The sequence below is a fragment of the Nonomuraea sp. NPDC001831 genome, assembly GCF_042892035.1.
GTDB lineage: Bacteria > Actinomycetota > Actinomycetes > Streptosporangiales > Streptosporangiaceae > Nonomuraea.
The window spans coordinates 556554-568760 of the sequence record NZ_JBIATU010000001.1; the positions used below are offsets into that span (position 1 = coordinate 556554).

Consider the following 12207-nt stretch of genomic DNA (forward strand, 5'->3'; position numbering starts at 1 on the left):
AGGGCGCTTCGCGAAGGTTGACCCATGGCCGCCGGACCGGACAACGGTCCGGCGGATCGACCACCGCGACAAAGGAGACACCATCATGGCGATCGGCGGGAACGGCTTCTCCGAGCAGGGGCTGCGCAGGCTGCGCGAGGTGCTGGCCCGGCACGTCGACTCGGGCCGGATCCCGGGCCTGGTCGCCCTGGTGAGCCGCGGCGAGGAGACGCACGTCGAGGCGATGGGCACGATGCGGCACGACGGCGGCGCGCCCATGCGCCGCGACACCGTCTTCCGGATGGCCTCCACGTCCAAGCCCGTCTCGATCGCGGCAGCCATGGTGCTGCTGGACGAGTGCCGGCTGCGGCTGGACGACGTGATCGACCCGTGGCTGCCCGAGCTGGCCGACCGGCGCGTGCTGACCAGCCCCGGCGCGCCGCTGGACGACACCGTCCCGGCCCACCGGCCGATCACCGTGCGGGACGTGCTGACCTCCACCTTCGGGCTCGGCATGGACTTCACCGCGCTGGGCAAGCCGATCATGAACGCGATCTTCGAGCGGGGCCTCACCCCAAACCTGCCGGTCGAGATGCCCGAGCCGGACGAGTGGCTGCGCCGCCTGGGCGAGCTGCCGCTGATGTACCAGCCGGGCGAGCAGTGGCAGTACCACATCAGCAGCGACCTGGTCGGCGTGCTCGTCTCCCGGGTCACCGGCCGGCCGTTCGAGGAGTTCCTGCGCGAGCGCGTCCTGGAACCGCTCGGCATGACCGACACCGGCTTCCACGTGCCCGCCGACCAGATCGACCGGCTGCCCGCCCTGTACGCCCCCGACCCGGCCACCGGCGAGTTCCTCGTCTGGGACGAGCCCGAGGGCGGGCGGTGGAGCAAGCCGCCGGCGTTCCAGGGAGGCGGCGGCGGCCTGGTCTCCACCGCCGACGACTACCACGCCTACTTCCGGATGTTGCTCAATGGCGGCACCCACCGGGGCACCCGCATCCTGTCCCGGCCCGCCGTCGAGCTGATGACCACCAACCGGCTCACGCCGCGGCAGAACGACGCCCGCACCGCCCTGGCCAGGAACAACGTGCACATCTCCTTCGGCCAGGGACAGCAGGGCGGCTGGGGCATGGGCATGGCGGTGCGCACCTACCGCGGCGACTACGCCCCGGTCGGCCAGTTCGGCTGGGACGGCGGCAGCGGCACCTCGGCCTACGCCGACCCGGTCAACGGGCTCACCGGCGTCCTGCTCTGCCAGCTCGGCTACTCCGTCCCCAACCCGGCCCACCTGATGAACGACTTCTGGACCACCCTCTACCAGGCCCTCGACGACTGACCCGGGCCACGCTGACCCGCGCAACCCCGGAACGGCGTCGCTCAACCGGGCGAGGACGGCCACGACGGCCTCGCCGCCCGTCCAGATCGCCACCGCCGTGTATCCCAGGGACAGCAGCAGCCCGATCAGCGAGCCCACCAGCCGGCCGCGCACGCCGAAATGCGCGCCCGCGGCCACCGTGTTGCTCGTCCCGGCCCGGAACCCCAGCAGCGCCAGCGGCGCCGCCACCATCAGGCCGAGCGCGGTGCCCGCCACGGCGGCCGCGACGATCTGCCACCAGCTCAGGCCGTAGGTGACGGGCAGCCAGCCGAACACCGTCGCGCTGAGCGACAGGTTCGACCCCACGAGCACCCACGGCACGCTCGCGGGGCGGGCGGCGAGGACCGCCCGCCCCGCCTGCCGGGACGCTTCCACCGCGCGGCCATGGGGCTCACTCGTGCGGCCACAGCCCGGCCAGGCGGGCGATGCGAAGACCGGCGTGCAGTTCCAGGCGGATCGACCCGTCCGTGATGTCGCAGCCGATGACCTCCCGGATGCGGTCGAGCCGGTAGTAGAGCGTGCTGCGGTGGATGCGCAGCCGCCGTGCCGCGCTCTGGATCTCGCCGCCGCTGTCGAGGTAGCCCTCCAGCGTCGCCGCGAGCTCGACGCCGTGCGGCGCGTCCAGCAGGCGCCGCACTCCCTCGGGGAACTGGCTCGGCGTCAGCCGGTCGAGCGGCAGCTGCAGGAGCAGGCGGTCGAGGCCGAGGTCGTCCCAGAAGACGCGCTTGCCGTACCGCTGCGGATCGAGGCGCGAGGCGCGGTGGGCGAGCCGGGCCTCGTGGTAGGAGTCGACCGCCTCCGCCAGCGACGGCTTCACGCTGCCCACGCCCGCCACGACCGCCTCCAGGCCGGGACCGGCGAGCGCGCGTTCGAGCCTGTCGTGATTCACCGGACGCGGGAAGAGAACGATTCCCTCGGCCCCGAGAACGGCGCCGACGATTTTCACCGTCGTCGATCTCGTGGTGAATTCCAGAGTCGCCTCGACGGCCAGCCGGGTAATGGATCTGGGCGCCGATTCCGGGGCCCGGAGAACGAGCACGGAATAATGCTCGACATCGTCGATGAGATTGTCCCGGACGAGTTTCCCGGCCGCCTTCGCACGCTTCTCCGGCGATTCTCCGAGCAATTCCGCGAGCAGCTGCCGCGAATTCTCGGTGCCGTGCCGGCGATCGGAGATGCGCAGCGACAGCAGCGCGCCCATTTCCGGCGCGGCGGATTCCAGCACCGCGAGGTCGTCGGCGCGCGGCGCCTCCCGGTCCTCGACGTAATAGACGTAGCCGAGCAGTTGCTGCTCATGACGCAACGGCAGCACGACCAACTCGCCGTCGTCCTGGGGGACCCGCACGCCGTGCCTGGCCTGGCGCAGCCGGTGCTCCTCCACCAGCGGCTTCGTCAGCGGGGCGGTCGAGCCGGCGAGCAGCCGGGCCAGCCGGGCGAGCCGCGCGTCGGTGTCGTGGACGCTGAACGCCGCGGTCCTCAGGTCGCGATCGACCACCACGAGCGCCACGCCCAGGCGATCGGCCAGATCTTGCACGGCGTCATCAAGGCTCACCGGGGTTGCTCCTGTCCTGCGACACAGCGTCGGATCGGCGCCGACAACTAACGACAGATCGTACGAAGCGCATCAACGTGGTGTCCGTCTACGGTGGTGCGACAGCGCACAAGTTAGCAATGCGAGGGGTGCGAGTGGCAAGCCCGCCGTCGCCCCGCGGGCCGATCACAGCCGTCCGCCCGATCAACAGATCATGCCGGGCAATGCCCGTACAGCACGGGAAGGAACCCATTCCAGTGACCGAGCGCACCGTCGAGACCAACGGCTATTCCACATTTTTTCTGGAAAGCGGCGACGACGACCGCGAGACCGTGATCCTGTTGCACGGCGGCGGCCCCGGCGCCAACGCGGTGTCGAACTGGAGCGGCTTCGTGCCCGCCCTCAGCGACGACTACCACGTGCTGGCTCCCGACCTCGTCGGCTACGGCCGCACCGACCATCCCGAGGACATGCCGGGCAGCCTGACCGGCTGGATGCGCCTGCGGGTCGAGCAGGTGCTCGCCCTGATGGACGCCCGCGGCGTCGAGCGGGCGCACCTGGTCGGCAACTCGATGGGCGGCGCCCTGGCCATGCACCTGGTGATGACGGCGCCGCAGCGCTTCGACCGGATCTCCCTGATGGGCAGCGCGGGCGGGCACTCGCAGCCGACGCCCGAGGTCATGCGGATGGTGTCCTTCTACAAGGACCCGACGATCAGCGCGCTGGAGAACCTCACCAAGTGGTTCGTCCACGACGAGGACGCGCTCGGCACGTCGATCTCGGAGATCACCGAGACGCGTTACCAGGAGGTCATGCGGCCCGAGGTGCGGCGTTCCTTCGAGCGCTTCTTCTCCTCCTCGCCCGCCGAGATGGCCGTGCCGCCGTCGGCGCTGCGCCGGATGCCGCACCCGTTCCTCATCGTGCACGGCCGCGAGGACCGGTTCGTCACCCCCGACTCCAGCGTCTTCCTGCAGCAGCACCTGCCCAACGCGCAGCTGCACATCTTCCCGCACTGCGGCCACTGGGTGCAGATCGAGCGCGCCGCCGAGTACGCGGCGCTGCTGCGGGGCTTCCTCACCGACGCGTTCTGACCCCGTACGACAGGAGACATCAGGCATGGACATCAAGCAGCTCGGCTACCTCGGCCTGTCCGCGCGCGAGCCGGACGCCTTCACCGCCTACGCCACGGACATCCTCGGCATGCAGCGGGTCGCGGGGGAGGACGGCGCCACCCACTTCCGCATCGACGACGTGCACCACCGCATCACCGTCGAGGCCGGCGAGCAGGACGGCGGCGCCTACTACGGCTGGGAGGTCGCCGACGCCGGCGCGCTGAGCGCCGCGCTCGACGAGCTGAGCGACCACGGCGTCCTGGCCCATCAGGCGACCCAGCGCGAGCTGGAGATCCGCCGCGTGGCCGGCATGGCGCACTTCCTCGACCCGGCGGGCAACCGGGTGGAGCTGTTCCACGGGGCCTCGGCGGGCGAGGGGCAGTTCACCTCGGCGCGGGACATCGAGCGGTTCGTCACGGGCGACCTCGGCCTCGGCCACGTGGTGCTGGCCAGCCCGGACGTGGCGGCCCAGCAGCGGTTCTACACCGACGTCCTGGGCTTCAAGATCAGCGACACGATGCGCAGGCCGTTCCAGGCCACGTTCCTGCACACGAACCCGCGCCACCACAGCATCGCCTTCGTGGACGGCCCGTTCTTCGGCATCCACCAGCCGTTCCTGCACCACTTCATGCTGGAGGTGCCCGACATGGACCAGGTCGGGCGCACCTACGACCTGGTGCTCGACCGCGACGTCCCGGTCACCATGACGCTCGGCCGGCACAGCAACGACCAGATGTTCTCCTTCTACGCCGAGTCCCCGGTGGGCGTGCACACCGAGTTCGGCAGCGGCGGCGTGCTCATCGACGACGCGACCTGGCAGGTCACCGAGATCCCCGGCCCCGACCTCTGGGGCCACCGGCACTGACGTCCCTCCCTTCTAGGAGCCATTGACATGGAAACCCTCACCCCCGTCGTGGAGACGGACGTGCTGATCGTCGGCGCCGGACCGGCGGGCGCCACCGCCGCGGCGCTGCTGTCGACGTACGGCATCGCCAACGTGGTGCTCAACAAGTACGCCGGCGTCTCGAACACGCCTCGCGCGCACATCACCAACCAGCGCGGCGTCGAGGTGCTGCGCGACCTCGGGCTGGAGGGCGAGGTGACCAGGAACGCCACCCCGCAGCAGCTGATGGGCGAGCACGTGTACGCCACCAGCCTCGCCGGCCAGGAGCTCGGCCGCCTGCGCACGTGGTACACCCACCCGCACTTCAAGGCCGAGCACGACCTGGCCAGCCCGTGCTCGGTGTGCGACCTGCCGCAGCACGTGCTGGAGCCCATCCTGGTCAACGCCGCCGCCGCGCGCGGGTCGTCGGTGCGCTTCAACACCGAGCTGCTGACGTTCACGCAGGACGACGACGGCGTGACCGCCCTGGTCAAGGACCGGCTGACCGGGCAGCAGTACGGCATCCGCAGCAAGTACCTGATCGGCGCGGACGGCGGCAACTCGACCGTCGCCGCGCAGGCGGGACTGCCGCTGGTCGGCAAGATGGGGCTCGGCGGCTCGATCAACGTGGTGTTCGAGGCGGACCTCACCCGCTTCGTCGAACACCGGCCGGGCGACATGTACTGGTTCGTCCAGCCGGGCGTCGGCCACGACGGCAACGGCATCGGCGTGCTGCGCATGGTGCGCCCGTGGACCAAGTGGGTCGGCGTGTGGGGCTACGACGTCAATGCCGGGCATCCCTCGCTCACCGAGGAGGACGGCGTCCGCATCGCCCACCAGCTGATCGGCGACGACCAGGTGCCGGTGACGGTCGAGTCGATCTCCACCTGGGCGGTCAACGACGTCTACGCCACCGACAACATGGCGGGCCGGGTCATCTGCGTCGGCGACGCCGTGCACCGGCACTCGCCCATGAACGGCCTCGGCTCCAACACCTCCATCCAGGACAGCTACAACCTGTGCTGGAAGCTCGCCATGGTGGTGCGCGGCGAGGCCGCCCCGGCGCTGCTCGACAGCTACCGGGACGAGCGGCTGCCGGTCGCCAGGCAGATCGTCCAGCGCGCCAAGCGCAGCGACGGGCTGATGCCGCAGCTCTTCATGGCGCTGCGCCTGCCGCCCGCCTCCGGCGCCGCGGAACTGCGCGACGCCCTCGACGCCCTGCTGTCGCCGACGCCCGAGGGCGGCGAGCGGCGGCAGGCGTTCGACGCCGCGATGCAGGCCACGATCATGTGCTTCAACACGCACGGCGTCGAGACCAACCAGCACTACACGTCCGGCGCGATCGTGCCCGACGGCACGCCCGAGCAGCCCGCGCCGCGGGACGAGGAGGTCTACTACTTCGCCTCCACCCGTCCGGGACGCCACCTGCCGCACGTGTGGCTGACCAGGGACCAGCAGCGCGTCTCCACCTTCGACCTGTGCGGCCGGGGCAGGTTCACCCTGCTCACCGGCGTCGGCGGCGCGGCCTGGCGGGAGGCGGCCGAGCGCGTCTCCGCGCGGCTGGGCGTGCCCGTCCGGGTGCGCTCGATCGGCCGCGGCTGCGACTACGAGGACAGCTACGGCGACTACCGCGCCCTGTCCGAGGTCGGGGAGGACGGGGTGCTCCTGGTCCGTCCCGACCACATGGTGGCCTGGCGGTCCGCGTCGATGGCGGACGATCCGGAGGCGGCGCTGAGCGCCGTGCTCGGCCGGATCCTCGGCCTGGCGATCAAGGAGTAGCGGGCCATGCGCATCGCGGTGGCCGGCGGCGGGCCCGGCGGGTTGTTCTTCGCCGCGCTGATCCGGCAGGCGGACCCGTCGTCGGAGGTGACCGTCTTCGAGCGCAACCGCGCCGACGACACCTTCGGCTTCGGGGTGGTCTTCTCCGACCGGACCCTGGAGGCGATCCACGAGGCGGACCCCGTGCTGCGCGCGGCCCTGGCCGAGCACGGCAGGCACTGGGACGACATCGAGGTCCGGCTGAAGGGCGAGCGCATCAGGTGCGGCGGCAACGGCATGGCCGCGGTCGTCCGGCGCACGCTCCTGCTGCTCCTGCAGGAACGGGCCCGCGCGGTCGGGGCGGACCTGCGGTTCTCCACCGAGGTGACGCTCGCCGACCTGGCCGGCTACGACCTGGTGGTGGCCGCAGACGGGGCCTCCTCGCGCATCCGCGAGGAGCTCGGCCCCGGCCTCGGCTCGCAGGTGGAGACCGCCGCGGCCAAGTTCGTCTGGTTCGGCACCGACCACCTCTTCGACGGGCTCACCTTCGTCCACGAACGCGGCCCCGACGGCGTCTTCGCGGTGCACGGGTATCCGATCTCCGACACCATGTCGACGTTCATCGTGGAAACCGACGAGGCGTCCTGGCGGCGGGCCGGCCTCGACGCGTTCGACGAGGGCCTGCCGCCCGGGATGAGCGACCTGCGCTCCAAGGCGTACCTGGAGAAGCTGTTCGCCGAGCACCTCGAGGGCGGCCGGCTGCTCACCAACAACTCCCGGTGGGCCAGTTTCCGCACCCGCCGCACCCGCCACTGGCACACGACGTCTCCGCGGCCCGTCGTGCTGCTCGGCGACGCCGCGCACACCGCGCACTTCTCCGTGGGCTCGGGCACCAAGATGGCCATGGAGGACGCCGTCGCGCTCGCGCGGGCGCTGGCCGGGCACCCCGGCGACCTGGCGGCCGCGCTCGCCGGCTACGAGCGGGCCGCCCAGCCGCCGGTCCGGCACATCCAGGACTCGGCGCGGCCCAGCCTGGCCTGGTGGGAGAGCTTCGGCAGCTACCACGACGCCCTCGAGCCGTGGCAGTTCGCCTACCACTTCCTGTCCCGCAGCATCTCCGACGCGCGCCTGGCCAGACGCGCGCCGCGGTTCGTCGCCGCGGCCCACCGCCGGTGGCTCGACCGGCACGGCGCCGCGCCCCTGGAGACGGGCTTCGAGGCCGCCGGGTGGTCGGCGTCCGGGCGGCTGCTCGACGTCCTGCCCGGCGCGGACGGCGCTCCCGCCGCCGTCCGGGGGAGGAACGACCTGCCGCTCTCCGCGACGCCGCTGCCCGGCGCGTGGGGCGCGCTGCTGGAGGCGCCGGACGACGAGGACGGGCTGCCTGACCTGTCCTGGCTCGCCGCGGCCGGCGCGACCCTGGTCGCCGTGCACGGCGGCACGGCCCTGACCCGTACCCGGCTGTGCGAGGAGGCACGGATGCGCGCGGGACTGCCCGCACTGCTGATCGAACGCGAGCCCGACCGCGACCGGGCGCTGACCACAGTGCTCTCCGGCCGCGCCGACCTGGTCGGAGTGCTCTCATGAACGGCCTGGGACCCGGTCGGAGCGCGCACGTGGACGGCCCCGGACCAGGCGGCGGTGCCCCCATGGGCGACCTTGGCCCGTTGTTCGGCCCGCGGGGTGTCGCGGTCGTCGGCGCGTCCCGGGACCCGGGCAAGCTGGGCGCCGCCATGGCCCGTTCGCTGTCCGGTTTCGGGGGGTTCCTGGCGCTGGTGAACGCCCGCGACGACGCCATGCACCCGTCCGTCGGCGCCGCCGCCGCGGCCGGGCCCGTCGATCTCGCGGTGCTCTGCGTGCCCGCCGCGGCCTGCGCCGGCGTGCTCGCCGAGGCGGCGCAGGCGGGCGTGCGGGCCGCCGTCGTGTGCGGCGGCGGGTTCGCCGAGGCGGGCGGCGCCGGGATCGAGCACCAGCGACGGCTCGCCGCCCTCGCCCGGGACTCGGGCCTGCGCCTCCTCGGCCCCAACACCAGCGGCTTCCTCGCCCCGCACGCGCGGCTGACCGCCAGCTTCGTCCCCGGCGCCCACCGGGTGCGGCCGGGCGCCGTCGCCGTCGTGGCCGCCAGCGGCGGCGTCAGCCACGCCCTGGCGTTCGCGCTGACCGAGGCCGGGCACGGCGTCAGCCTCGCCGTCGGCCTCGGGAACGCGGCCGGCGTCACCGCCCCCGACGTCCTCGACCACCTCGCCGGCGACCCCCGCACCGCCGCCGTCGCGCTGCACGTGGAGTCGGTGGCGGACGGCCCCCGGCTGGTCGAGAGCGTGCGCCGCCTCACCGCGACCCGGCCGGTCGTCGCCCTGGTCGTCGGCCGCCACGACGTCGGGGCCTTCGCCGCCTCGCACACGGGGGCGCTGGCGACCTCCTGGCGCACCACGCGCGCCGCGCTGGCCCAGGCGGGGGCGGTCCTCGTGGACGACGAACGCGAACTCGTCGACGCCGTCGGCGCGCTCGCGGTGACGCGGGCCCGCCCGTGCGCCGACCCGGGGGTGGGGGTCGTGACCGCCCAGGCGGGTCCTGGCCTGCTGCTCCTGGACGACCTGCGCGGACGCGGGATCCGGGTGCCCGAGCTCGCTCCCGGCACCAGGGAGACCCTGGCCGGGCTGCTGCCGCCGCTGACCTTCCAGCGCAACCCGGTGGACACCGGCCGTCCGGGGCCCGAGCTCGGGGCGGTGCTGGCCGCCACCGGCGCCGATCCCGGCGTCGACGTCATCGCGGGGTACGTGCTGCACGAACCGGACGCGGTGGACGTCGTCGCCGCCGTCACCGAAGGCCTGACCGCGGGCGTCCCCGTCGTCCTCGGGCTGGCGGGCACCGGCGACGAGGTCGTCCGCGACCGCATGGCCCTGCGCGGGTCGGGCGTGCCCGTGGCCGCCGACGCCCGCGGCGTCGCCGCCGCCACCGCCGCGCTGCTGGCCGACGCCCGCGCGCGCACGGCCCGCCCGGCCGCCTCCGCCCTCTGGCGGGCGCCGGCCGTCCCGCCCGGCCGGTACGACGAGCACACCGGCAAGGCCCTGCTCGGACGGCTGGGCCTGGCGACCATGCCCCGCCACGCCTGCGCGGACCGGGCCGCCGCCCACGCCGCCTTCGATTCACTCGGGACGCCGGTCGCCGTCAAGCTGCTGGACGCCGGCGTCCTGCACAAGACGGAGATCGGCGGCGTGCACCTGGGCGTGTCCACCCCCGCCGGCCTGGACGCCGCGCTCGACGCGCTGGACGCGGCGGGCGCGCGCCGCTACCTGGTGGAGGCCATGGCGCCGGCCGGGATCGATCTGGTCGTCGGCGCGCGGCGCGACCCCGTCTTCGGGCCCGTGGTGCTCGTCGGGCTGGGCGGCACCGTGGCCGAGGCCCTGGCCGACGTCGCCGTCCGGCTCGCCCCGCTGTCACCCGGCGAAGCCGCCGGCATGGCGGCAGAACTGGCCGGACGGGCCCTGCTCGCCGGGTGGCGCGGCGGCCCCGTCCTCGACCCCGACGACCTCGGCACGATCGTCTCCAGGCTCGGCGACCTGCTCGCCGCCAACCCGCTCCTGGACGAGATCGAGGTCAATCCGCTCCGGCTCACGCGGCGAGGTCTGATCGCGCTTGACGCCGTCATCCTCACCAGGAAGGCCGACGATGCCCACCCCGATCACTGAGCACACCGTGCCCTGGCCCGACGCCGACGTCGCCCGTTTCACCGAGCAGGGCTACTGGGCCGGGGTCCCGCTCGGCACCCTGCTGCGGGAGGTCGCCGACCGCGATCCGGACGCCACGGCGCTGGTCGACGGGCCGGGGCTGCGCCTCACGTACGGCGAGCTGGTCGATCGCGCCGACGCCGCCGCCGTGCGCCTGCGCGAGCTCGGCATCGCGCCGGGCGAGCGCATCATCGTGCAGCTGAGCAACTCGTGGGAGTTCGTCGTCCTCCTGCTGGCGTGCCTGCGCGCGGGCGTCGTGCCGGTGATGGCGCTGCCCGCCCACCGCCGGGCCGAGCTGAGCCATCTGGCCGTGCACGCCGAGGCGGTGGCGATCGCCGTCCCGGACCGGAGCAGGGACTTCGACCACCAGCGGCTCGCCCACGACCTCGCGGCCGACGTGCGCGCCGCCACCGGGGCCGGATGGCGGGTGCTGGTCGCCGGGGACGACGTCGCGCCCGGCAGCGTCGACCTGCGGGCCCTGTGCGGCCCGCCCGCCGGCCGGACCGGCTTCGACCTGCCCGCGCTCTCCTCCCGGGACGTGGCCGTCTTCCTGCTGTCCGGCGGCACGACGGGCCTGCCCAAGCTCATCGCCCGCACCCACGACGACTACGCCTACAACGCCCGGGCCAGCGCCGCGGTCGCCGGGGTCACGAAGGACTCGGTCTACCTCGTCAGCCTGCCCGCCGGGCACAACTTCCCGCTCGCCTGCCCGGGGATCCTCGGCGTCCTGCTCGCCGGGGGCCGGGTGGTCATGCTGCCCTCGCCCGAGCCGGTACGGGCCTTCGCCACGATCGAGGCGGAAGGCGTCACGCACACCGCGGTGGTGCCCGCGGTCGCCGGCCGCTGGCTGGAGCGGGCCGCGCAGCACGGCGCCGGGCAGCTCGCCACCCTGCGGGTCGTCCAGGTCGGCGGCGCCCGCCTCGCCGACGAGCTGGCGTGCCAGGTCGAGCCGGTGCTCGGGGCGAGGTTGCAGCAGGTGTTCGGCATGGCGGAGGGCCTGCTGAACTTCACCCGCCTCGACGACCCCGTGGAGACGGTGTGCGGCACGCAGGGCCGTCCCCTGAGCCCCGCCGACGAGATCAGGATCGTGGACGAGCAGGACCGGGACGTGCCGGACGGCCGGCCGGGGCTGCTGCTCACCCGCGGGCCGTACACCCCGCGCGGGTACTACCGGGCGGCGGAGCACAACGCCCGCTCCTTCACGCGGGACGGCTGGTTCCGCACGGGCGACATCTGCCTGCGCACCCCCGAGGGCAACCTCGTGGTGGCCGGCCGCGACAAGGACATGATCAACCGGGGCGGGGAGAAGATCTCCGCCGAGGAGATCGAGAACCTCGTCTACCGGCTTCCCGCCGTGAGCCAGGTCGCCGCCGTGGCCATGCCGGACCCCGTGCTCGGGGAGCGCGTGTGCGTGTACGTCGTGCCCCGGGCCGGGGCGACGGTCACGCTGGAGGAGATCCGGGCGCGGATGGAGAGCGCGGAGGTCGCCCGCTTCAAGCTGCCCGAACGGCTCGTCGTCGTCGAGGAGCTCGCCTGGACCAAGGTCGGGAAGATCGACAAGAAGGCCCTCAGGACCGACATCGCCGACCGCCTCAAGGCCGAGCTCGCCGGGGGGTGACGAGGCCGGCCGCCGCTCCGGCGCGTACGGTCGGCGAGCTTTCCTGCTCGGTGCGTGCTCGTCCGCCGCGTAGCGCCACGTCAGGCCCGGCGCGGCGGCTCCACGGGCTTTTGGCGTGCCCGAAATCCCGATAAATACGGGCTTGTGGTGGATTACGGCGCTCGGGAAGGATGCTGGGAGGCGGACGGTGATCCCGTCCGATCGCAGGCGAGACGAAGGACGCCGG

The 12207-nt window shown here is 73.5% G+C and carries 8 protein-coding genes and 1 pseudogene; 7 read left to right on the forward strand and 2 right to left on the reverse strand.

Going from position 1 to position 12207, the window contains the following annotated elements; all coding sequences use genetic code 11:
* The first annotated feature begins 85 nt into the window (after window positions 1-85).
* Window positions 86-1315 carry a serine hydrolase domain-containing protein gene (locus ACFYYW_RS02485; protein WP_387644148.1) on the forward strand — a complete coding sequence of 410 codons (1230 nt, stop codon included), beginning with the start codon at window positions 86-88 and terminating at the stop codon, window positions 1313-1315.
* A 96-nt stretch (window positions 1316-1411) separates the two neighbouring features.
* Here ACFYYW_RS02485 and ACFYYW_RS02490 read toward each other — a convergent pair.
* A pseudogene (locus ACFYYW_RS02490) lies at window positions 1412-1729 on the reverse strand (cytosine permease); the annotation flags it as partial.
* 16 nt (window positions 1730-1745) lie between these two features.
* Window positions 1746-2906 (reverse strand): PucR family transcriptional regulator, encoded by a 1161-nt coding sequence (locus tag ACFYYW_RS02495; RefSeq protein ID WP_387644151.1) that lies wholly within the window; start codon window positions 2904-2906, stop codon window positions 1746-1748.
* Between the two features lie 236 nt (window positions 2907-3142).
* On the opposite strand from ACFYYW_RS02495, the gene ACFYYW_RS02500 reads away from it, so the two are divergent.
* The 6 genes from ACFYYW_RS02500 to ACFYYW_RS02525 all read left to right on the forward strand — a co-directional run bounded on the left by ACFYYW_RS02500 (window position 3143) and on the right by ACFYYW_RS02525 (window position 11981).
* Complete coding sequence (locus ACFYYW_RS02500; RefSeq protein WP_364418007.1) at window positions 3143-3976, forward strand: alpha/beta hydrolase; 834 nt, start codon at window positions 3143-3145, stop codon at window positions 3974-3976.
* A 25-nt stretch (window positions 3977-4001) separates the two neighbouring features.
* Window positions 4002-4862 carry a VOC family protein gene (locus tag ACFYYW_RS02505; RefSeq protein WP_387644154.1) on the forward strand — a complete coding sequence of 287 codons (861 nt, stop codon included), beginning with the start codon at window positions 4002-4004 and terminating at the stop codon, window positions 4860-4862.
* Between the two features lie 27 nt (window positions 4863-4889).
* On the forward strand, window positions 4890-6659 hold the full coding sequence (locus tag ACFYYW_RS02510) for an FAD-dependent oxidoreductase (protein WP_387644156.1): 1770 nt from the start codon (window positions 4890-4892) through the stop codon (window positions 6657-6659).
* Window positions 6660-6665: 6 nt separating this feature from the next.
* Window positions 6666-8222, forward strand: coding sequence for an FAD-dependent monooxygenase (locus ACFYYW_RS02515; RefSeq protein ID WP_387644158.1), 1557 nt, complete (start codon window positions 6666-6668; stop codon window positions 8220-8222).
* Between the two features lie 62 nt (window positions 8223-8284).
* Complete coding sequence (locus tag ACFYYW_RS02520) at window positions 8285-10324, forward strand: acetate--CoA ligase family protein (RefSeq protein WP_387644161.1); 2040 nt, start codon at window positions 8285-8287, stop codon at window positions 10322-10324.
* Window positions 10305-11981: a (2,3-dihydroxybenzoyl)adenylate synthase gene (locus tag ACFYYW_RS02525; RefSeq protein ID WP_387644164.1), complete on the forward strand. Its 1677-nt coding sequence runs from the start codon at window positions 10305-10307 to the stop codon at window positions 11979-11981. The genes ACFYYW_RS02520 and ACFYYW_RS02525 overlap by 20 nt, the downstream gene beginning before the upstream one ends.
* Window positions 11982-12207: the final 226 nt, after the last annotated feature.